General features: G+C 63.6%; 20 protein-coding genes. 11 read left to right on the forward strand and 9 right to left on the reverse strand.

Going from position 1 to position 20,387, the window contains the following annotated elements; genetic code table 11:
- Positions 1–45 precede the first annotated feature (45 nt).
- The 6 genes from H7F35_RS25255 to H7F35_RS25280 all read right to left on the reverse strand — a co-directional run bounded on the left by H7F35_RS25255 (position 46) and on the right by H7F35_RS25280 (position 5,963).
- Positions 46–1,476: an enolase C-terminal domain-like protein gene (locus tag H7F35_RS25255; RefSeq protein WP_187109298.1), complete on the reverse strand. Its 1,431-nt coding sequence runs from the start codon at positions 1,474–1,476 to the stop codon at positions 46–48.
- Between the two features lie 10 nt (positions 1,477–1,486).
- Positions 1,487–2,266: an ABC transporter ATP-binding protein gene (locus H7F35_RS25260; RefSeq protein WP_187109299.1), complete on the reverse strand. Its 780-nt coding sequence runs from the start codon at positions 2,264–2,266 to the stop codon at positions 1,487–1,489.
- Between the two features lie 55 nt (positions 2,267–2,321).
- Positions 2,322–3,326 (reverse strand): ABC transporter substrate-binding protein, encoded by a 1,005-nt coding sequence (locus tag H7F35_RS25265; protein WP_187109300.1) that lies wholly within the window; start codon positions 3,324–3,326, stop codon positions 2,322–2,324.
- Between the two features lie 41 nt (positions 3,327–3,367).
- Positions 3,368–4,141 carry an ABC transporter permease gene (locus tag H7F35_RS25270; protein WP_187109301.1) on the reverse strand — a complete coding sequence of 258 codons (774 nt, stop codon included), beginning with the start codon at positions 4,139–4,141 and terminating at the stop codon, positions 3,368–3,370.
- 31 nt (positions 4,142–4,172) lie between these two features.
- Positions 4,173–5,165, reverse strand: coding sequence for a tripartite tricarboxylate transporter substrate binding protein (locus H7F35_RS25275; protein WP_187109302.1), 993 nt, complete (start codon positions 5,163–5,165; stop codon positions 4,173–4,175).
- Positions 5,166–5,306: 141 nt separating this feature from the next.
- Complete coding sequence (locus tag H7F35_RS25280; protein WP_187109303.1) at positions 5,307–5,963, reverse strand: TetR/AcrR family transcriptional regulator; 657 nt, start codon at positions 5,961–5,963, stop codon at positions 5,307–5,309.
- A gap of 94 nt (positions 5,964–6,057) precedes the next feature.
- Between H7F35_RS25280 and H7F35_RS25285 the strand changes: the two genes are divergently transcribed.
- Positions 6,058–7,785, forward strand: a complete 1,728-nt coding sequence (locus tag H7F35_RS25285; RefSeq protein ID WP_187109304.1) for a thiamine pyrophosphate-binding protein — start codon at positions 6,058–6,060, stop codon at positions 7,783–7,785.
- Here the strand turns inward: H7F35_RS25285 and H7F35_RS25290 are convergent.
- Positions 7,748–8,044, reverse strand: coding sequence for a hypothetical protein (locus tag H7F35_RS25290; protein WP_187109305.1), 297 nt, complete (start codon positions 8,042–8,044; stop codon positions 7,748–7,750). The two genes, H7F35_RS25285 and H7F35_RS25290, sit on opposite strands and share 38 nt — an antisense overlap.
- Positions 8,045–8,165: 121 nt before the next feature.
- On the opposite strand from H7F35_RS25290, the gene H7F35_RS25295 reads away from it, so the two are divergent.
- Entirely contained in the window at positions 8,166–8,945 is a 780-nt protein-coding gene (locus H7F35_RS25295) for an AraC family transcriptional regulator (RefSeq protein ID WP_187109306.1), read from the forward strand.
- Positions 8,946–8,984: 39 nt separating this feature from the next.
- On the opposite strand, the gene H7F35_RS25300 is transcribed toward H7F35_RS25295, so the two are convergent.
- Positions 8,985–9,443: an SWIB/MDM2 domain-containing protein gene (locus tag H7F35_RS25300; protein ID WP_187109307.1), complete on the reverse strand. Its 459-nt coding sequence runs from the start codon at positions 9,441–9,443 to the stop codon at positions 8,985–8,987.
- Positions 9,444–9,598: 155 nt separating this feature from the next.
- A complete protein-coding gene (locus tag H7F35_RS25305; RefSeq protein WP_187109308.1) occupies positions 9,599–10,522 on the reverse strand; it encodes a DMT family transporter in 924 nt (307 codons plus the stop codon).
- Positions 10,523–10,558: 36 nt separating this feature from the next.
- Between H7F35_RS25305 and H7F35_RS25310 the strand changes: the two genes are divergently transcribed.
- From H7F35_RS25310 to H7F35_RS25350, 9 genes are all read left to right on the forward strand, one after another.
- Positions 10,559–10,972 (forward strand): gamma-glutamylcyclotransferase, encoded by a 414-nt coding sequence (locus H7F35_RS25310; RefSeq protein WP_187109309.1) that lies wholly within the window; start codon positions 10,559–10,561, stop codon positions 10,970–10,972.
- Between the two features lie 206 nt (positions 10,973–11,178).
- Positions 11,179–12,498, forward strand: a complete 1,320-nt coding sequence (gene aceA / locus H7F35_RS25315; RefSeq protein WP_187109310.1) for an isocitrate lyase — start codon at positions 11,179–11,181, stop codon at positions 12,496–12,498.
- 406 nt (positions 12,499–12,904) lie between these two features.
- A complete protein-coding gene (gene thrS / locus H7F35_RS25320; RefSeq protein WP_187109311.1) occupies positions 12,905–14,812 on the forward strand; it encodes a threonine--tRNA ligase in 1,908 nt (635 codons plus the stop codon).
- A gap of 177 nt (positions 14,813–14,989) precedes the next feature.
- A complete protein-coding gene (gene infC, locus H7F35_RS25325) occupies positions 14,990–15,538 on the forward strand; it encodes a translation initiation factor IF-3 (RefSeq protein ID WP_261803340.1) in 549 nt (182 codons plus the stop codon).
- Between the two features lie 154 nt (positions 15,539–15,692).
- Positions 15,693–15,896, forward strand: coding sequence for a 50S ribosomal protein L35 (rpmI, locus tag H7F35_RS25330; RefSeq protein WP_007832497.1), 204 nt, complete (start codon positions 15,693–15,695; stop codon positions 15,894–15,896).
- Between the two features lie 24 nt (positions 15,897–15,920).
- Complete coding sequence (gene rplT, locus H7F35_RS25335) at positions 15,921–16,280, forward strand: 50S ribosomal protein L20 (protein WP_007832499.1); 360 nt, start codon at positions 15,921–15,923, stop codon at positions 16,278–16,280.
- Positions 16,281–16,394: 114 nt separating this feature from the next.
- Positions 16,395–17,471: a phenylalanine--tRNA ligase subunit alpha gene (pheS, locus tag H7F35_RS25340; RefSeq protein WP_187109312.1), complete on the forward strand. Its 1,077-nt coding sequence runs from the start codon at positions 16,395–16,397 to the stop codon at positions 17,469–17,471.
- A gap of 50 nt (positions 17,472–17,521) precedes the next feature.
- Positions 17,522–19,963: a phenylalanine--tRNA ligase subunit beta gene (pheT, locus tag H7F35_RS25345; protein ID WP_187109313.1), complete on the forward strand. Its 2,442-nt coding sequence runs from the start codon at positions 17,522–17,524 to the stop codon at positions 19,961–19,963.
- Between the two features lie 2 nt (positions 19,964–19,965).
- Positions 19,966–20,337: an integration host factor subunit alpha gene (locus H7F35_RS25350; RefSeq protein WP_187109314.1), complete on the forward strand. Its 372-nt coding sequence runs from the start codon at positions 19,966–19,968 to the stop codon at positions 20,335–20,337.
- Positions 20,338–20,387 lie beyond the last annotated feature (50 nt).

A 20,387-nucleotide genomic window follows, 5' to 3' on the forward strand; every position in this document is an offset into this window, starting at 1 on the left:
TTCTTCCTTGAGATGCGAGAGAGAGATAGAGAGAGAAGGGGCGCTTCAGTAGACGGAACGCATGGCGTCCCAGGAGATGCCGGCGCCGGGCTTGCCGGTGGAAAAACCGGGCACTGTGCCGAGCGACGACAGGTCGAGCTGTCCGTCGCGGATGGCGAGGCGCACGGCGCCGTCGCTCAGTTCGTAGAGGCCTGGGTGCAGCTTCAGCAAGGCCTGCTGCTCGGCTTCGGGCGCGGCAGCGAGTCCGTTGACGTAGTGGTGGCCGTTGCGCTCGACGTGCGAGAGTCCGAGCCACGCAACCAGCGCCAGGTCTTGCTGCACGCCGATGCCGGCCTGCATGGTCAGGTCTTCGCCCGAGAGAAAGTAGCGGGGCTTGTCGGAGGCCGCATTCCAGTGCGCACAGCGCGCGGCGTTGACGACCGACTTGTAGAAGCCCTTGCAGCTTTTGCTCGACACGCCGGTGTAACCGAGCGCGCGGCCCTGCACGAAGGCATCGAGCGTGGCGTCAGATTCATCGATCAGCAGCGGAATGCGTGCACCCAGCGCGGACACATCGCGCTGCAGCGCGGCATCCCGGCGAATGGGCTGTTCGACGAACACGGTCTTGTGCACCAGTTGTTGCAGCGCAGGCGTGGAGAGCATGCGGTCGAGGAAGGCGCCGAAGGCGTCCGCGTCGGCGTACTGTTCGTTGCCGTCCAGCGTGACGAGCTGCGCAGGGCCGTCGATCACGCGGGCGATCCGTTGGAGCCGGTCGATGTCCTGCGCGGTTTCGCCGCACAGCTTGAGCTTGAAGTGCGTGAGGCCGTAGCGGCGCACGGCGGCTGCGAGCGTGGTCGGCATGCCGTCGGCGGGTGCGTCGGGCTGGGGCTCGGCGTCGTCGATGGCATCGGCCAGACCGACCGTGTGGCGTGCGGCGATTTGGTTGCGTGGTGCCTGTCGCGCAAGGAAGGCAGCCATGTCGAAGCCGGCCAGATCGTCGGCCAGCCCGCTGCCGGCGATGTCGATGCCGCAGAGGTTGCTGCTCATCGCGGCCGCAAAGCTCACACCGCTGTGCAGGCAAAGCGCATCGAGCAGGGCGCGGTCGATCAGCGCGGGGCCGTAGCTCGCCACCAGCGGTTGCAGGCCCTGGGCTTTCGCGCGTGCCTGCAACGTAGCGTAGTTCGACGCGAAGTGCGTCCACGCGGTCTGTGCATCGGCCTCGCCGGTGTAGGCCTCTCGCGCATCGCGCAGGGCAAAGCGCAACTGCTCGAAGTTCTGTTCGTTGGTCAGGGCCGGGTTCTTGTCGAACCACTTGGGCACCATCATCTCGGCGGCGCAGCCTTCGGCCGTGCGGCCGTCCGGCAGGCGGATGCGGGCCTTCACGTAGACCTGCGGGCAGGCGGTGACGGTGGCCGCGCCGAAGCGGAACGGCAGCCGCAGCGCCACGTTGCGTTCGGCGAAACGGATCTCTTCGACGTGAAAGCGGATCGCATCCATGGGGGCGCTTTCAGTGGTCCAGGATGCCCTGGGAAAAGAAATGCGCGCGCACCAGCTTCGTGTACGCACCGAACTCGGCCGAGGCCATCATGTCGAGCGTGCGGGCGCGCGGCAGATCGATGTCGTACACGGCGGCGATGGTGCCGGGCCGCTCGCTCATCACGATCACGCGGTCCGACAGGAAGATGGCTTCGGGGATGCTGTGGGTGATCAGCATCACCGTCTTCTTCGAGGCCATCCAGATGCGCTGCAGTTCCAGGTTCATCTTCTCGCGCGTCATCGCGTCGAGGGCGCCGAAGGGCTCGTCCATCAGCAGCACCGACGGGTCGTGCAGCAGCGCGCGGCAGATCGACGCGCGTTGCTGCATGCCGCCCGAGAGTTGCCAGGGGTACTTGCTCTCGAAGCCCTTGAGGCCAGCCATTTCCATCAGCGCGCGTGCGCGGGTTTGCGACGCCGCCTTGGGCAGATGGCGCATCTCGGCCTGCAGCAGGATGTTGTCTTCCACGCTGCGCCAGGGCAGCAGCACTGCGCTCTGGAACACGATGCCCACGTCCTTCTGCGGCCCGTTGATCGGCTTGCCGGCCAGCGTGAGTTCACCGCCGCTGATCGGCAGCAAGCCCGCCACCATCTTCAGCAGCGTGCTCTTGCCGCAGCCTGAGGGGCCGACGACCGAGACGAACTCGCCTTCGTGGATGGCGAAGTCGAGCGGCTTGAGCGACTCGACCGGGCCGTCCTTGCTGGGGTAGGTCTTCGAGACGCCGCGCGCTTCGATCAGAGGGACTTGGGACATGGGTGCGTGGAAGGTTGAAGCTGCAGCGAGCGCGCGGAAAAGTGGCGAGACGGGATCAGTTGGGCAGGAAGTCGAGGGTCACGTAGTCCTCGGGCTTGCCGCGCGTCGATGCATCCATGCCGCCGTACTGCACCAGCAGGTCGAGCGAGTCGCTGACATTCTTCATCGTCACGCGGTAGGGGCGCTGGTTGGCTGTTTCCTTCGTGTGGAAGAGCGCCACGCTCTGCTTCATGCCAACGATCAGCGTGTCGCGCACACCGGCTTTCGGGTTGGCCTTGAGCATGGCGTCGACGGCCGCTTCCGGGCTCTTCTCGGCAGCTTCGGCCGCCTTGGTCGAGGCGCGCATGAAGCGCTTCACGAGGTCGGGGTTCTCGGTCAACAGGTTCTTGTTGGTGATGATTCCGGAGCTGATCTGGTTGACGCCCGAATCGGCAAAGCGAATGGGCGTCACGGGCTTGCCGGTGGCATCCTGCAGCTTGATGGCCTGGTCCATCACGTAGCCCAGCAGCAGGTCGGCCTGGCCGCTGGTCACGGCATTGAGCTTGGTCTGGCCGTCACCCGAGACGATCTTCACCTGGTCGGGCTTGATGTTGTTGACCTTCAGGAACAGCGGCCACATCTGCGACATCGAGTCGCCGGGCGTGACGGCCACGGTCTTGCCGATGATGTCCTTCGGGGTCTTGATGTTCTTCTCGGTGAAGCCCATGACCGACATCGGGCTCACCTGGAACAGCACGCCGGTCGATTTCAGCGGCGCGCCCTTGGCGGCGGCCTTGATCATGGTGGTCACGTCGATGTAGCCGAAGGTGGCGGACTTGGCGGCCACCGCCTGCGCGGTGACGGCGGAGCCGCGGCCTTCCTGGATGTCCAGGTCGATGCCTTCGTCGGCATAGAAGCCCTTTTCCTTGCCCAGGAAGAAGGGCGCGTGCTCGCTGTACAGGTACCAGTTGAGCATCAGCGTGACCTTGTCCTTCGGTTTGTCGCCCTGGGCATGTGCCGGGGCGATGGCGAAGGTGGCGAGCGCCGCGACGGCGAGCAGCGAGGGAAGCAGTTTCTTCATGGTCTTTGTCTCCGGACTTTGTTGGTGTGTGGCGAAGGAACTCAGTGGGCGTGGCGCTGCGAGGCGTGCCACGGAATCATCACGCGCTCGATCAGATCGACCGCGACGAAAAGGATCACGCCGATGCTCGACAGCACCACCAGCGCGGCAAACATCAGAGGCAGGTCGAAGTTGCCGTTGGCCACCTGCAGCACATAGCCGATGCCCGAGTTGGAGCCGACGAATTCACCGACCACCGCACCCACCACGGCCAGCGTGACGGACACCTTCAGGCCGCTGAAGATCTGGGGCAGGGCTTGCGGCAGGCTGATCTTGAAGAAGGTCTGCAGGCGGCTTGCGCCCATCGAGCGCGAGAGGTCGAGCATGTCGGGCTCGACCGACTTGAAGCCCATCACGGTTGACACCACCACCGGGAAGAAGCCCAGCAGGAAGGCGCTGATCACCTTCGGGAAGATGCCGAAGCCGAACCACACCACGAACAGCGGCGCAATCGCCACCTTCGGGATGCTCTGCGAGAACACCAGCAGCGGGTACACGTACGACTCGACGACGCGCGAGTAGGCAATCACCATCGCCATCGGAATACCGATGAGGATGGTCAGCCCGAAGCCGCCGAGCGTGGCCAGCGTGGTCTTCCAGCTTTCGCTGAGCAGGCGCGGCCATTCGGCGATCAACTGTTTCACGACCTCCCACGGCGGCGGCACGAGGTAGGCCGGAATCTTGAACAGGCGAATCGCCAGGTCCCACAGCACCAGCAGCAACAGGATCAGGATGAAAGGGCGCAGGGCGGGGAAGCGCAGGAGCTTGCGGAGCATGGCGACGGCCGGGGCTTTCTTGCGTGCTGGGTTACTGTTGAACGGAAAGGCCGGCGGCCTTCACGAGTTCGGCGTTGCTTGCGATCTCGTCCTTGATGTAGGCATCGAACTGCGCGGGCTTGAGCGTCCAGGCGTCGGCGCCGAGCTTGAGAAAGCGCTCTTTCACCTCGGGCGTGGCCAGGGCCTTGGTGACCTCGGCGTGCAGGCGATCGACCACGTCGCGCGGCGTCTTGGCGGGCGCCATCATTCCGATCCAGAAGTTGAACTCGGAGCCGGGCACGCCAGCCTCGGTGGTGGTGGGCACGTCGGGCAGGGCGGCGGCGCGCTTGGGCGAGCCGACGGCCAGCGCCAGCAACTGGCCTTCCTTGATCTGGCCGATCACCGGGGCGATGGGCGAGAAGTAGTAGTCGACGCGGCCCGACAGCACTTCGGTCACGGCCTCGCCCGATCCCTTGAAGGGGATGTTGGTCGCGTCGATCTTCGCGGCCATCTTGAACTTCTCGGCGTTCAGGTGCGTGGCGCTGCCCTGGCCGGCCGAAGCGAAGTTCATGCTGCCCGGCTTGGCGCGGGCCGCGGCCAGCAACTGCGGCAGCGTCTTGATGTTCTTCGAGGGCGAGATGACCAGCGCGTTGGGGAGCGACGAGATCGGCGTGATGCCCGCGAAGTCGTGCACCGTGTCGAAGGGCAGCTTGGCGAAGGTCGACGGGCTCACCGTGTGCGAGGACGAGTGAATCATGATCGTGTAGCCGTCGGGCGCGGCCGTGGCCACCGCCTGTTGGCCGATGGTGCCGCTGGCGCCGCCGCGGTTGTCGATCACCAGCACCTGGCCCATGCTGGTGCCCATCTTGTCGGCGATGGCGCGGGCAATGATGTCGGTGGTGCTGCCTGCCGCGAAGGGAACGATCACGCGGATCGGCTTCGTGGGGTAGCCGTTCTGCGCGAAGGCCACGCCCGGCAGCAGGGCGGCCAGACTGGCCAGCGCCGCGAGTGCGGTCACGGCGGTGGTGCGTGCAAGTTGCTTCAAGGTTGTCTCCGCGCGGTCGGGCCGCTTTCTTGGGTCGATCAATTCACCATTAAGTGAATTAACGATTTTAGAAAGGCCCGCCTCACAGCGTCAACCGCCGCTGCCTAGTAGATACCCGAGGTGCCGGAGAAGCCTGCCGGCTCAGTGAAGGACGTAGCCCAGGACCAGGTCGGTCATGTGCGAGAGGCGTTGCGCCATCGCCTTGGGCGCACGCAGGTCGCGGCCGAAGATGGCCGAGAGCGTGTGGTTGTTCGAGAGGTAGAAGTAGCAGAGCGACGCGATCGAGATGTACAGCTGCACCGGATCGACGCCTGCGCGGAACAGGTTGTCCTTCTTGCCGCGCTCCAGCACGGTGTCGAGCAGTTGCACCAGCGGCGAGTTCATTTCCTGGATGCGGTCGGAGCGCTTCAGGTGCGCGGCGCAATGCAGGTTCTCGCTGTTGAGCAGCGTGATGAACTCGGGGTGCTCCAGGTAGTAGTGCCAGGTGAACGAGACCAGCTGGCGGATCGCCTCGACCGGCTCGATCTCGTCGAGGTGCAGTCGCTGCTCGGCCTCGCGGATGTCGGCGTAGGTGCGCTCCAGCACTGCGAGGAACAGGTCGTCCTTGCTGCCGAAGTAGTAGTAGATGAGGCGCTTGTTCAGGCCCGCGCGTTCCGCGATGCTGTCCATGCGCGCACCGGCCAGCCCGCGGGCGGAGAACTCGTCGCGCGCTGACGCGAGGATGGCGAGTTGCGAACGGTCGGCGTCGCGCGAGCGCGGCTCAATCGTTTCGGCGGTGGAATCCTTGGAGGCCTTCATGGCGCGAATTTAACCAATTGGGGAATTAACGCAAGACGTGAAGGGCGGGCGCACATAATTGCCGGAGACATTCGCAGCTGAGGTTCGACTTCTCATGAGTACATCACAACCCGCAGGCCACCTGATCGTCGAGTGCCTGATCGCGCAGGGCATGGAGATCGCATTCGGCGTGCCGGGCGAAAGCTTTCTGGCGGTGCTCGACGGCTTTCATGCGTACCGCGATCGCGCACGCTTCATCGTCAATCGGCAGGAGGGCGGCGCGGCCTTCATGGCCGACGCGCACGGCAAGCTCACCGGGCGGCCGGGCGTGTGCTTCGTGACGCGCGGGCCGGGCGCGACCAATGCGTCGATCGGCGTGCACAACGCTTTTCAGGATTCGACGCCGATGGTGTTGCTCGTGGGCGATGTCGGCAGCGACTTTCGCGACCGCGAGGCTTTCCAGGAGGTCGACTACGGCAGCTTCTTCGGCCCGAGCACCAAGGGCTTTGCCAAGCGCGTGGAGCGCATCGACGACGCGAACCGCATTCCGGAGTACGTGGCGCGTGCTTTCGCCACGGCGATGAATGGGCGGCCGGGGCCGGTGGTACTGGTGCTACCCGAAGACATGCTGCGCACCGAGACCGCCTCGAGGCCCTTGCCGCGCGTGGAGGCGGTGCAGCCATGGAGCGACCCCGGTGCGCTGCGCACCTTGCGCGAACTGCTGCTGAAGTCGCAGCGCCCGCTGGTGATTGCCGGCGGTGGCGGCTGGACGACGCAGGCCGCGCAGGCGCTGCAGCGCTTTGCCGAGAACTGGCGCCTGCCGGTGACCAACGCCTTCCGCTATCAGGACACCTTCGACAACCATCATCCGCTGTACGCGGGTGACGTCGGCATCGCCATCAACCCGAAGCTCGCGCAACGCGTGAAGGATGCCGACCTGATCCTTGCCATCGGCCCGCGCCTCGGTGAGATGACGACCGGCGGCTACACGCTGCTCGAAGCGCCCAAGGCGAAGCAGACGCTGGTGCACATTCATGCGAGTGCCGAGGAGCTGAACCGCGTCTATCAGGCCGACCTGGCGATCAACGCCGGCATGAGCGCCGCCGCGCGCAGCCTCGAAGTGCTGAGCGCGCCCAACACGTTGCCGTGGGAAGAGTGGACCGCGCAGGCACATGCCGACTACGAGGCCAACTGCGTGCCGCAGGCGCTGGCCGGCATGCCGGCAGAAGCACCGCGCGGCGCAGTCGACATGGCGGCCGTGATCGCGCTGCTGCAAAAGCACCTGCCGCCGGACGCGGCGATCACCAATGGCGCCGGCAACTTCGCGAGCTGGGTGCATCGCTACTTCCGTTGCCACGGGCTGACGAAGGGGTGCAAGACGCAACTGGCGCCGACCAGCGGCGCCATGGGCTACGGCGTGCCCGCGGGCATCGCGGCCAACCTGGCAACCGGGCGCGTGGCCTTCACCATTGCGGGTGACGGCGATTTTTTGATGACCGGACAGGAGCTGGCAACAGCTTCGCAGCACGGCGGCAAAAGCATCATCGTGCTGCTGAACAACGGCATGTTCGGCACGATCCGCATGCACCAGGAGCGCGAGTACCCCGAACGCACCAGCGGCACCGCGCTGCGCAACCCCGATTTCTGCGGGCTCGCGCGTGCTTATGGCTATGCGGCCGAGCGGGTGACGGAGACGTCGCAGTTCGAGGCTGCGTTGCTGCGTGCGCTGGCCGCCGACACCGGCACGCTGATCGAGATTCCGCTCGACCCCGAGGTGATCACCACGCGCGGCACGCTGGCGTCGATCACGCGCGCGGCGAAGCAGTCGCAGGCGCAGGGTTGAGCGCCGCGCGATGACGGGCCACCTCGTCTCGCAAGGCCGGCGAGCGCAGATCGAACACGTCGAACAGGCCCAATGCTTCGAGGGCTGGCAGCAGCGAGATCAAGTCGCGCTCGGCCGCCTGCCGCGTTTCGGGCGTGGCGTTCGGGTCTTGCAGCAACTGCGCGTTGACGAGGAAGGCGCCGACCGACCCTTTGCGCAATGTGAGGCCATTCCTGACGACGAAGTCCTGTCCGTCGGGCAATACATCCTGGGCTTGCATGAGCGTTCCTTTGAAGGCGTTGTGAAGATGAACTCGATGCTAGGCAGCAGAGCCGCCCAGGTCTTGCGGGGCCGGGCCAATCGATACCGCGTGCGGGCCATGTCGCCAAAGGGCGGGGCACATGGCTGCTGAAACGCCGGTCAAGCTCTGGATCAACGCCTACGAGGCGCCGCGCGTCACCGGCTACCACGCCCATGAGGACGGCCAGTTGTTCGCCTTGCGCGAGGGGCTGCAGGTCATCGAGACGCCTTCGGGACGCTGGGTGCAGCCGCCGGGCTGGATCGGCTGGATCGCGCCACGCTGTGCGCATGCAGCGCACAGCTTCGGTGCCACTGCGGGCTGGAGCCTGCACATCGATGCGGCCATGGCGGCCGCCTTGCCGGCCGGGCCTCATGTGTTTGCGGTCACGCCGCTGGTGCAGGGGCTGGTGGACCGGATGACATCGCTCGATGCGTCATCGGTCGTCTTTGCAGCGCGCCGTGCCCGCCTTGTCGCGGTGCTGATCGACGAACTTGCGGCGAGCGAGAGACCATCGCTTCACCTGCCGATGCCGCAGGACAAGCGCCTTGCCACGATGGCCTCGGCGCTGGCGAACGATCCGGCCACGGCCGACACCATCGACCGGTGGGCCGATCGCATCGGCATGGCGCGCAGGACGCTGACACGTCGCTTCGCAACGGAGACCGGGCTGAGCTTTGCGCAATGGCGCCAGCAGGCGCGTTTGCTGAAGGCGGTGGAGTTGCTGAGCCTTGGTGAGTCGGTGACGACCGTTGCGTTGACGGTGGGCTACAGCTCGGTAAGTGCCTTCATTGAAACCTTCCGCAAGCATTTCGGCTGCACGCCAGCGCGCTTCTTCGAGGAGGGCGTGGCCCTGCTGCAGGCGAAAAAAAAGCCGGTGTGAGCCGGCTTTTTGATTCAAGGGCGCGAGGCCCCTGAGTGCTTACTTGACGTGCTTGCCAATCAGCGCGGCCAGCTCGAACATCGAGACTTGGGCCTTGCCGAAGATTTCCTTCAGCTTGGCGTCGGCGTTGATGTTGCGCTTGTTGGCCTTGTCTTGAAGGTTGTTCTTCTTGATGTAGTCCCACAGCTTGCTCACGACAGCGGTACGCGGCAGCGGCGTCGAGCCGACCACAGCGGCCAGGGCCGGGCTGGGGGTCAGGGCCTTCATGAACGCGGCGTTGGGCGTGCGCTTCTTGGCGGGAGCAGCCTTCTTTGCGGGTGCGGCCTTCTTTGCAGGAGCAGCAGCCTTCTTCGCGGGAGCAGCAGCCTTCTTTGCAGGAGCAGCAGCCTTCTTCGCGGGAGCAGCAGCCTTCTTCGCAGGAGCAGCAGCCTTCTTTGCGGGAGCAGCAGCCTTCTTTGCCGGAGCTTTCTTGGCCGGAGCCTTCTTTGCAGTTGCCATGGTTGATTTCCTTTTTTGGTTGAACACTCACCAATGAAAAACTTGCGTCTCCAGTGGCAATGCGGATGCTAAAGGAGAAAAAACGCGTTTCCAAGGGAAAAAGCGCTTTTTTCATTGGGAGTTGTTGTTTTTTCAGAGGGGAGAAGCCCCGTTTTTCACGTTCGGCGACCGGGCCATGTCGCGAGCACCACGCCCACGAGTGCGATGACGAACGCAAGCAGCTGTGGCGAGGAGAGGCTTTCGCCCAGCACCAGCACGCCGACAAGGGCCGCGCTGATGGGCAGCAGCACAGCGAAAACACCCGCTTGTGCAGCCGGTACATGGCGCAGTCCGGTCATCCAGAGCCACACCGTCCAGATGCTTGCGGCCAGTGCGTAGGCCACGAGCAGGGTCCATGTGCCGAAGCGCACTGCAGTGAAGTCGAACTGCAGGGCGAACCAGATGCCGAAGGGCATGGAGAGCACGAAGCCCCAGAGGTTGATGAGCGACGCGATGCGCTTGGGGCCGAGCCGCCCGGTGAGCGACTTGCCGATCACCGCATAGGCGGTCTCGCAGAGCACCGCGCAGAACACCAGCAGGTTGCCGAGCCAGGGCATCGACGACTTCGTCGCGTCGGGCGATGCGGGTGCGTGTGTGGGGGATAGCGCAAGCAGGCCGATGCCGAGTGCGGCGCATCCGATGGCCATGCCGATACGCACGGTGATGCGTTCGCGCAGGAAGAGCCAGCTCGCCACAGCCACTGCGGCGGGGATCGACGCCATGATCACGCCCGCCGATACCGCGCTCGTCATGCTCACGCCGAACAGCATGCAGATCGAGAACAGGAAGTTGCCCAGGAAGGACTCGAGGAACACCAGCCAGCGCGTGTGCCTCGTCATCGGCGGTTCGTCGGGTGCGCGCTTGAGCCAATGCGGCATGGCCATTGCCGCGATGCCGAAGCGCAGCCACGCGAGGAGCAGCACAGGAAAAGCGGCGACGAGAGGCTTGGAGAGGGCGACGTAGCCGCCGACGAGCGACATGCTCAAGGCCAGGCAGCCATAGGCCACGAGGCGACCGGATGCGGGGGCAGCGGAGTTCAATAGACTGGAGTTTTGTTGTTGCACAGAGCGGATTCGATGATGCCCCACGTTTTTGTTTACGGCACGCTGCGTCGGCAGGGGCGCAACGACATCGCTCGCTTCAGGCCGACGCCTGAGTTCGTCGGCCAGGGGCGCATCGCCGGCACGCTGTACGACCTCGGTGCGTACCCGGGTGTCGTGCTGGGTGGGGCAGGGCGGGTGATGGGGGAGATCTATCGCATCGAGCCCGAAGTCGAGGCGGCACTCGATCGTCTCGAAGAAGTGGCCGAGGACGACTCGGGGGAATACATCAGACGCCAGGTGCGCGTGGCGCTCGACGCGCAATGGGTCGACTGTCTCGTCTACGAGATACACCCGACACGGATCGCGGGTAGCCGTGTGATCGAAAGCGGCGACTGGATCGCGCATGCGGCTGCTGTCGAGGCGCCGTTTTCACCACCGAAAGATTGATTGCGCATTGCGAAATTCACTGCTGCTGCGCCGCAATATTTTTTCTCAATATGAGAAAAATAATTTTGCATTGAGAAATATCTCTGTAACTTGTTGATTTTGTTGATTGAAAAATATGTCTTCTATAAGACATAAGAGTGTGCGATCGAATTACAGTAACTCCACGGCCGCAGCGCCCAACCTTCAATCAACCTCACGGAGTGACCATGCCCCAGACCCTCACAGAACAACTGAGCCGCGAACAGCAGATTGCAGCCCTCGAAAAAGACTGGGCCACCAATCCGCGCTGGAAGGGCATCAAGCGCGGCTACAGCGCCGCCGACGTTGTGCGCCTTCGCGGCTCCTTCCCGATCGAGCACACGCTGGCTCGTCGCGGTGCCGAAAAGCTCTGGGACCTGGTGAACAACGAGCCCTACGTCAACTGCCTCGGCGCGCTCACCGGCGGCCAGGCGATGCAACAGGTCAAGGCCGGCGTGAAGGCGATCTACCTGTCGGGCTGGCAAGTTGCCGCCGACAACAACAGCTACGCCTCGATGTACCCCGACCAGTCGCTGTACCCGGTGGACTCGGTCCCGACCGTGGTCGAGCGCATCAACAACACCTTCCGTCGCGCTGATGAGATTCAGTGGTCGAAGAACGTGAATCCTGGCGACAAGGGCTACACCGACTACTTCGCGCCCATCGTTGCCGATGCCGAAGCCGGTTTCGGCGGCGTGCTGAACGGTTTCGAGCTGATGAAGGCCATGATCAAGGCCGGCGCCGGTGGCGTGCACTTTGAAGACCAGCTCGCTTCGGTCAAGAAGTGCGGTCACATGGGTGGCAAGGTGCTTGTGCCCACCACCGAGGCGGTGCAAAAGCTGATTGCAGCGCGCATGGCAGCCGACGTCTGCGGCACGCCGACGCTCGTGATTGCCCGCACAGATGCGGAAGCGGCCGACCTGATCACCAGCGACTACGACGAGAACGACAAGCCCTTCATCACCGGTGAACGCACCGCCGAAGGCTTCTATCGCACGAAGAAGGGCATTGACCAGGCCATCAGCCGCGCCATTGCCTATGCTCACTACGCCGATCTGGTGTGGTGCGAAACCGGCACGCCCGACCTGGAGTTCGCCAAGAAGTTCGCCGACGCGGTTCACAAGGTGCACCCCGGCAAGATGCTGGCCTACAACTGCTCGCCGTCGTTCAACTGGAAGAAGAACCTCGACGATGCGACCATTGCCAAGTTCCAGAAGGAGCTGGGCGCCATGGGCTACAAGTACCAGTTCATCACGCTGGCCGGCATCCACTCGATGTGGTTCAACATGTTCGACCTGGCGCAAGACTATGTGGCCCGCGGCATGTCGGCTTATGTCGAGAAGGTGCAGGAGCCCGAATTCGCAGCGCGCGACCGTGGCTACACCTTCGTGTCGCACCAGCAGGAAGTGGGCACCGGTTACTTCGACGACGTGACCACCGTGATCCAGGGCGGCAAGTCCAGCGTCACGGCGCTGACCGGTTCGACCGAAGAAGAGCAGTTCCACTGATCTGCTGACACGGATCTTTTCGCTGTCACTTTCAAGCCCGGCCGTGTGTCGGGCTTTTTTATGGGCGAATGAATGCGCAGCCGATCAGCCTTCGAGGCACACTTCACGCACGCCGCAGCCCAGTTCGCCAGTCCGCCCTCGATCGAGCCCATCGAGGTGCTGGGGCTCAAGAATGTCGCGCCCACGTCCTGATCGTTCCGCGGCTAGAATTGCGGACTCTGCACTCAACAAGAGCGAGAAAGGCACCTTGGTTATGACACCGCGAACTACACCGCAAGGATTCAGCGGCTTTTTCTTCTTCGAAGGAAAAGGCCGGTAGCCCGCGCACGCTGGTTTCTTCCAGCTTCAAACCAAGCAAAGCGCGGTCGATCACCGCGCTTTTTTGTTTTTCTCCCGAGGTTTTCACATGATCCAGATCACGCTTCCCGACAACTCCCGCCGCGAGTTCCCAGGCCCGGTTTCAGTGGCTCAGGTTGCCCAGTCCATCGGACCCGGGCTCGCCAAGATGACGGTGGCCGGCAAGGTCGACGGCCGGCTCGTCGATGCCAGCGACGTCATCGACCACGACGCCAAGCTGCAGATCATCACGCCCAAGGACGACGAGGGCCTGGAGATCATTCGCCACTCGACGGCCCACTTGGTCGGTCATGCGGTGAAGCAGCTCTATCCGACGGCCAAGATGGTGATCGGCCCGGTGATCGATGAAGGCTTCTACTACGACATCTCGTACGAACGCCCCTTCACGCCCGAGGACATGGCCGCCATCGAAGCGCGCATGCGCGAGCTGATCGCGCAGGACTACGACGTCGTCAAGAAGATGACGCCGCGTGCCGAGGTGATCGAGGTGTTCAAGTCGCGCGGCGAAGACTACAAGCTGCGCCTGGTCGAGGACATGCCCGACGAGCAGGCCATGGGCCTGTACTACCACCAGGAATACGTCGATATGTGCCGCGGCCCTCACGTGCCGAACACGCGTTTCCTGAAGGTCTTCAAGCTCACGAAGCTGGCCGGCGCCTACTGGCGCGGCGACGCCAAGAACGAGCAGTTGCAGCGCATCTACGGCACGGCCTGGGCCGACAAGAAGCAGCTCGACCAGTACATCCAGCGCATCGAGGAAGCCGAGAAGCGCGACCACCGAAAGCTGGGCAAGGAACTCGACCTGTTCCACATCGATGAAGTGGCGCCTGGCGTGGTGTTCTGGCATCCGAAGGGCTGGGCGATCTGGCAGCAGGTCGAGCAGTACATGCGCGGCATCTACCGCGACACGGGCTACTGGGAAGTGAAGGGTCCGCAGATTCTCGACAAGAGCCTCTGGGAGAAAACGGGCCACTGGCAGAACTACCGCGACAACATGTTCACGACGGAATCGGAAAAGCGCGAGTACGCGCTCAAACCGATGAACTGCCCGGGTCATGTGCTGATCTTCAAGTCGGACCTGCGCAGCTACCGCGACCTGCCACTGCGCTACGGCGAGTTCGGTCAGTGCCATCGCAATGAGCCCAGCGGTGCGCTGCACGGGATCATGCGCGTGCGCGGCTTCACGCAGGACGATGGGCACATCTTCTGCACGGAAGACCAGATCCTCGACGAATGCATCGCCTACACGGAGCAGCTGCAGAAGGTCTACGCCGACTTCGGCTTCACGGACATCCTCTACAAGGTCGCCACGCGGCCGGAGAACCGCGTGGGCTCCGACGAGCTGTGGGACAAGGCTGAGCACGCGGTGATGGAGTCGCTGCGCCGCTCGGGCGTCGACTTCATCATCTCGCCCGGCGACGGCGCCTTCTACGGCCCCAAGATCGAGTACACGCTGCGCGACGCCATCGGACGCCAGTGGCAGTGCGGCACGATGCAGGTCGACTTCAACACGGCAGAGCGCCTGGGCGGCGAGTACGTCACGGAATCGAGCGGCCGGGCCCACCCCGTCATGCTGCATCGCGCCATCGTCGGCAGCCTGGAGCGCTTCATCGGAATGCTGATCGAACACCACTCCGGCGCCATGCCCGCGTGGCTCGCTCCGGTGCAGGTTGCGGTGCTCAACATCAGCGAAGGACAGGCCGATTACGCTGCGCAAGTTGCGAAAACGCTGCAAAATCAAGGGCTTAGGGTTCAGCTTGACCTGCACAACGAAAAGATTACGTATAAAATACGGAAGCATTCGTTGCAAAAGCTCCCTTACATCCTTGTCGTAGGTGACAAAGAGAAGGAAGCAGGTGCCGTCGCAGTGCGCGCCCGAGGCAATCAAGACCTCGGTGCAATGTCCCTCGAATCGTTCGTGCAACGGCTCGTCCAGGATATTGCTGACAAGCGTTGATTTGTCTCTGAAACACCCCCATATGTTTCCCTGCCAAATCGTGCTGCTTGTCCGCGAGGACTGACCGGCGTTCGCTACAGATTTTGTAGCAAATTTTGAAGGATTCTGACCATCGCTACTGCATTTCGCGACCGCCGCCACCGCGAGGAACGCCAACACCGCCTGAACCGGGAAATCATGGCCCCGGAAGTCCGCCTTGTAGGCCCGGAAAACGAGCCAATGGGTGTTATGAGTCTCTCGGAGGCCTTGCGCCTTGCTGGCGAGGCCGATGTGGATCTGGTGGAGGTCGTCGCGGCGGCCAACCCGCCGGTATGCCGCCTGATCGAGTACGGCAAGTTCAAGTACCACGAGCAGAAGAAGGCAGCCGAGGCGAAGTCGAAGCAGAAGGTCATCGAGGTCAAGGAAATCAAGTTCCGGCCTGGTACCGACGATGGCGACTACAACATCAAGATGCGCAATATCAAGCGCTTTCTTGAAGAGGGTGATAAATGCAAGATCACGCTGCGCTTCCGCGGCCGCGAGATCACGCACCAGGAACTCGGCTTGGCACTCTTGCAGCGCATCCGCGACGAACTGGGCGACCTGATCATGGTCGAGCAGTTCCCGAAGCTGGAAGGTCGGCAAATGATCATGATGATCGCGCCAGGCCGCAAGAAGGTCGGTGGTGGTGCTCCAAAGCCGGCAGCAGAAGCTGCGCCGGCAACGGCACCCGCGGCAACCGCCTGAGGCGTTTGCAGTAGACGAGGTTTTGAAGGGATTTCGCCGTTGCCGGCGCTTTGAAAGAAGCGCAGGCAGGGGCGAGATAAAGAAGTGTCTCGGGGCCAACAAGTCCGTGAAGTATTCGCGGCGCCTCACGAGCACAAACGATAGGAGCATTTACATGCCCAAAATGAAGACCAAGAGCAGCGCGAAAAAACGTTTCCGCGTTCGTCCCGGTGGCACCGTCAAGCGCGGTCAAGCCTTCAAGCGTCACATCTTGACGAAGAAGACCACCAAGAACAAGCGTCACCTCCGTGGTGCAGTCGCAGTGCATGAAACCAACATGGTTTCTGTCGCCGCCATGCTGCCCGGCCGTGGCATTTAACTCAGACGAACAAGGAGTACACACATGCCTCGCGTCAAACGTGGTGTAACGGCTCGCGCCCGCCACAAGAAAGTTCTCGCACTCGCCAAGGGTTTCCGCGGTCGCCGCGGCAATGTCTTCCGCGTCGCCAAACAGGCGGTGATGAAGGCAGGCCAATACGCCTACCGTGACCGCCGTACCAAGAAGCGCGTGTTCCGTCAGTTGTGGATCGCGCGTATCAACGCCGCCTCGCGTGAACTGGGCCTGACCTACAGCCAGTTCGCCAACGGTATCCGCAAGGCCGGTATCGAGATCGACCGCAAGATGCTTGCGGACATCGCCGTGCACGACAAGGCAGCTTTTGCCGGCATCGTGGAGCAGGTCAAGGCCAAGCTGGCTGCTTGATTTTGCACAGCAGGGGTGCTGCCTTCGGGCAGCTTCCTGCGCCCACGGCTCAAGGGCTGGCGCTTGAAAAGGCTCCAGCTCTTTTTTATTTCCCCCTCGAAGATTTTTGTTGCTATGAACGAGTTGGACTCCCTTGTCGACACCGCACGCGCCGCCTTCGCTGAGGCGAAAACGCCCGCCGAGCTTGAAAACGCCAAGGCCCAGTTCCTCGGCAAGTCGGGCCGCATCACGGAGCTGATGAAGGGCATGGCCGCGCTGAGTGTCGAAGAGAAGAAGTCCCGCGGCGCTGCGATCAACGTGGCCAAGCAGGCCATCGAGTCCGCACTCACCGAGCGCCGCCAGCAGCTGGCCGACGAAGAGCTTTCGCTGCAACTGCGCGCTGAAGCCCTCGACGTGAGCCTGCCCGGTCGCCGCCACGTCTCCGGTGGCTTGCACCCCGTGAGCCGCACCTTGGAACGCATCGAGGAGATCTTCTCGAGCATGGGCTTCGACGTGGCCGACGGCCCCGAGATCGAGAGCGACTGGCACAGCTTCACCTCGCTCAACAACCCGCCGAACCATCCTGCGCGTTCGATGCAGGACACCTTCTACGTCGACCTCAATGGTGACGACGGCATTCCCTACAACCTGCGTCCGCACACCAGCCCGATGCAGGTGCGATACGCGCATCAGCACATCAAGAAGTACGCGGCCGAGTTCGCCGCTGCTGCTGCCGATACCTCCGGTACGGTCAAGGCGCCCGAAATCCGCGTGATCGCACCCGGCCGCACTTACCGCGTCGACAGCGACGCCACCCACTCGCCCATGTTCCATCAGTGCGAAGGCCTGTGGCTCGGCGAGAACGTGAGCTTCAAGGACCTGAAGGTCGTCTTCACCGACTTCTGCCGCACTTTCTTCGAGCGCGACGACCTCGTGCTGCGCTTCCGCCCGAGCTTCTTCCCGTTCACCGAACCGAGCGCAGAGATCGACATCCAGTTCGCGAGCGGCCCGCTGGCCGGCCGCTGGCTCGAAGTGTCCGGTGCCGGCCAGGTCCATCCGAACGTGGTGCGCAACATGGGCCTCGACCCCGAGCGCTATATCGGCTTTGCTTTCGGTATGGGCCCCGACCGGCTCACGATGCTGCGCTATGGCGTGAATGACCTGCGCCTCTTCTTCGACGGCGACCTGCGTTTTCTCTCGCAGTTCCAGTGATTCGCTGACACGCCCTTTCCACACCAGAAAAACAGATCGAGATCGAAGAGATGCAATTCCCGGAATCCTGGCTGCGCGAGTTCTGCAACCCGCCCCTCGACAGCGCCACACTGGCCGAAACGCTCACCATGGGCGGCTTCGAGGTTGAAGAGCGCCGACCGGTGGCGCCGCCTTTCACGCGCATCGTGGTCGGCGAAATCAAGGAAGCCGAGCAGCACCCGAATGCCGATCGCCTGCGCGTGTGCCAGGTCGATGTGGGGCAGGGCGCCTTGCTCAACATCGTGTGCGGCGCACCCAATGCGCGCGTCGGCATCAAGGTGCCTTGCGCGCTGGTTGGCGCTGAACTGCCACCGGGCGAGGACGGCAAGCCCTTCCTCATCAAGCTCGGCAAGCTGCGCGGCGTCGAAAGCCAGGGCATGCTGTGCTCGGCGCGCGAACTTAAGCTGAGTGAAGACCACGGCGGTCTGCTCGAACTCGACGCCGATGCGCCCATTGGCGCCGACGTGCGCGATGTGCTCAAGCTCGACGATGCGCTGCTCACCCTCAAGCTCACGCCCAACCTGGCGCACGGCCTCAGCGTCTACGGTGTTGCGCGCGAATTGGCCGCGCTCACCGGCGCGCCGCTCAAGACCCCGGCGATCGCGTCTGTTGCCACATCGTTCAGCGACGTGCTCCCCGTCAAGGTCGAAGCGCCCGAACTCTGCGGCCGCTTTTCGGGCCGCATCGTCCGCGGCGTGGACACCAAGGTCGCCACGCCCGCCTGGATGGTTGAGCGCCTTGCGCGCTGCGGCCAGCGCAGCGTGACGCCGCTGGTCGACATCTCGAACTACGTGATGTTCGAGTACGGCCAGCCCAGCCACATCTTCGACCTCGACAAGATCCATGGCGGCCTCACGGTGCGCTGGGGCAAGGCGGGCGAACAGCTCAAGCTGCTCAATGGCACCACCATCACCGTCGACGACAAGGTCGGCGTGATCGCCGACGACCGCGAGGTCGAATCGCTGGCCGGCATCATGGGCGGCGACGCGACCTCCGTGTCCGACGACACGCACAACATCTACGTCGAGGCTGCGTTCTGGTGGCCCGAGGCCGTGCAGGGCCGTTCGCGTCGCTTCAACTTCTCGACCGACGCGGGTCACCGCTACGAGCGTGGCGTGGACCCGAGCCGGACGGTGCAAATCATCGAGCGCATCACGCAGCTGATCATCGAAATCTGCGGCGGCCAAGCCGGCGCGATGGACGACCAGAAGCTGAATGTGCCCGAGGCCGCGCCCGTCACGCTGCGTGTGGCACGAGCCGCGCGCGTGATCGGCATGCCGCTGACGCAGGTGCAATGCGCCGATGCGTTGAATCGCCTCGGCTTTGCCATCACGGAAGGCGAAGGCACCTTGACGGTTGCACCGCCGCCGCACCGTTTCGACCTGCTGATCGAAGAAGACCTGATCGAAGAAGTCGCACGCCTGATCGGCTTCAACAACCTGCCGACCACTGCACCGCTTGCGCCCATCACGGCCCGTGTGCGGACCGAATCGCAACGCAGCCGCTTTGCGGTGCGTCGCAGCGTCGCGGCGCTGGGCTATCAGGAAACGATCAACTTCAGCTTTGTGGAAGCGCACTGGGAGCAAGACCTTGCGGGCAACGCCAACCCGGTCAAGCTGCTGAATCCCATTGCCAGTCAGATGAGCGTGATGCGCTCGTCGCTCCTGGGCTCGTTGCTGCAGGTGCTCAAGTTCAATCTCGACCGCAAGGCGCCACGTGTGCGCGTGTTCGAACTGGGCCGTGTGTTCATGCGTGACGACAGCGTTGTCACCACCGACAGCACTGTGCGCGGCGTCAATCAGCCGATGCGCGTGGCAGGGCTTGCCTGGGGCGACGCTGACGAATCGCACTGGTATGGCAAGGCGCCACGCGTCGATTTCTACGACGTCAAGGGCGACGTTGAAGCCTTGCTCGCACCCCTGGTGCCGATCTTCGAGGCGGCTGAACATCCTGCGTTGCATCCGGGCCGCTCGGCGCGCGTGATGGTCGACGGCAAGGCCATTGGCTTCGTCGGCGAACTGCACCCGCGCTGGCGCCAGAAGTGGGACTTTGCCCATGCGCCAGTGCTGTTTGAACTCGACCTCGATGCGGTCATGGCGCGTCCTGTGCCGGTGGCGCAGCCGGTGCCGAAGCACCAGGCGGTCGAGCGCGACATCGCGGTCGTCGTGGCCGAGTCTGTTTCGCACGATGCGCTGATGCAGACCATCCACGCCGCGTCGGCTGCCCAAGGTCTGCTGCGTGATGCTGCGTTGTTCGACATCTACCGTCCGCAGCCGCTGCGCGATGGTGCCGTGGCTGCAACCGGCGCACTGGCGCAGGGCGAGAAGAGCATGGCGGTTCGCCTGAGCTTCCAGGACGACAGCGCGACGTTGACCGACGAACAGGTCGAGCCCGCTGTCCGTGCAATCGTCGAACAATTGGGCGCCAAGCTCGGCGGCCGCTTGAGAGGATGAAGATGAACGCTGCCGAATTCACGCTCGAAGCCCTCGAAACGCCGGCGCTCACGAAGGCGCACCTGGCCGATCTGCTGTTCGAGCAGATCGGACTGAACAAGCGTGAGTCCAAGGACATGGTCGAAGCTTTTTTCGAGCTTGTGGCTGGCAGCCTGATCGAAGGCGATGACGTCAAAATCTCGGGCTTCGGCAACTTCCAGATCCGCGTGAAGGCCCCTCGGCCAGGTCGCAACCCGCGCACCGGCGAAGCTATCCCCATCGGCGAGCGCCGTGTTGCGACCTTCCATGCGAGCGCGAAACTCAAGGAGCAGATCCACGGCAGCATCGACCAGGGAAGCTCTTCCGAAGTCGAGTGGAGCCTGGGCGCCGAATAGTGCTTGGTGCTGCGCGGTTGCGTAGAGTAATCTCTGAGGTTTCCTGCGCA

It is taken from the genome of Variovorax sp. PAMC26660, assembly GCF_014302995.1.
In the GTDB taxonomy this organism is placed as follows: Bacteria; Pseudomonadota; Gammaproteobacteria; order Burkholderiales; family Burkholderiaceae_C; genus Variovorax.

What these genes read in the sequence shown, in the direction of transcription:
- H7F35_RS25300 (WP_187109307.1), bottom strand. Translation starts at nt 9,443, where the DNA reads ATGGCAACTGCAAAGAAGGCTCCGGCCAAGAAAGCTCCGGCAAAGAAG.
- H7F35_RS25285 (WP_187109304.1), top strand. Translation starts at nt 6,058, where the DNA reads ATGAGTACATCACAACCCGCAGGCCACCTGATCGTCGAGTGCCTGATC.
- pheS (WP_187109312.1), top strand. Translation starts at nt 16,395, where the DNA reads ATGAACGAGTTGGACTCCCTTGTCGACACCGCACGCGCCGCCTTCGCT.
- rpmI (WP_007832497.1), top strand. Translation starts at nt 15,693, where the DNA reads ATGCCCAAAATGAAGACCAAGAGCAGCGCGAAAAAACGTTTCCGCGTT.
- H7F35_RS25350 (WP_187109314.1), top strand. Translation starts at nt 19,966, where the DNA reads ATGAACGCTGCCGAATTCACGCTCGAAGCCCTCGAAACGCCGGCGCTC.
- aceA (WP_187109310.1), top strand. Translation starts at nt 11,179, where the DNA reads ATGCCCCAGACCCTCACAGAACAACTGAGCCGCGAACAGCAGATTGCA.
- rplT (WP_007832499.1), top strand. Translation starts at nt 15,921, where the DNA reads ATGCCTCGCGTCAAACGTGGTGTAACGGCTCGCGCCCGCCACAAGAAA.
- H7F35_RS25290 (WP_187109305.1), bottom strand. Translation starts at nt 8,044, where the DNA reads ATGCAAGCCCAGGATGTATTGCCCGACGGACAGGACTTCGTCGTCAGG.
- H7F35_RS25310 (WP_187109309.1), top strand. Translation starts at nt 10,559, where the DNA reads ATGATGCCCCACGTTTTTGTTTACGGCACGCTGCGTCGGCAGGGGCGC.
- H7F35_RS25260 (WP_187109299.1), bottom strand. Translation starts at nt 2,266, where the DNA reads ATGTCCCAAGTCCCTCTGATCGAAGCGCGCGGCGTCTCGAAGACCTAC.
- infC (WP_261803340.1), top strand. Translation starts at nt 14,990, where the DNA reads ATGGCCCCGGAAGTCCGCCTTGTAGGCCCGGAAAACGAGCCAATGGGT.
- H7F35_RS25270 (WP_187109301.1), bottom strand. Translation starts at nt 4,141, where the DNA reads ATGCTCCGCAAGCTCCTGCGCTTCCCCGCCCTGCGCCCTTTCATCCTG.
- H7F35_RS25295 (WP_187109306.1), top strand. Translation starts at nt 8,166, where the DNA reads ATGGCTGCTGAAACGCCGGTCAAGCTCTGGATCAACGCCTACGAGGCG.
- pheT (WP_187109313.1), top strand. Translation starts at nt 17,522, where the DNA reads ATGCAATTCCCGGAATCCTGGCTGCGCGAGTTCTGCAACCCGCCCCTC.
- H7F35_RS25265 (WP_187109300.1), bottom strand. Translation starts at nt 3,326, where the DNA reads ATGAAGAAACTGCTTCCCTCGCTGCTCGCCGTCGCGGCGCTCGCCACC.
- H7F35_RS25255 (WP_187109298.1), bottom strand. Translation starts at nt 1,476, where the DNA reads ATGGATGCGATCCGCTTTCACGTCGAAGAGATCCGTTTCGCCGAACGC.
- thrS (WP_187109311.1), top strand. Translation starts at nt 12,905, where the DNA reads ATGATCCAGATCACGCTTCCCGACAACTCCCGCCGCGAGTTCCCAGGC.
- H7F35_RS25280 (WP_187109303.1), bottom strand. Translation starts at nt 5,963, where the DNA reads ATGAAGGCCTCCAAGGATTCCACCGCCGAAACGATTGAGCCGCGCTCG.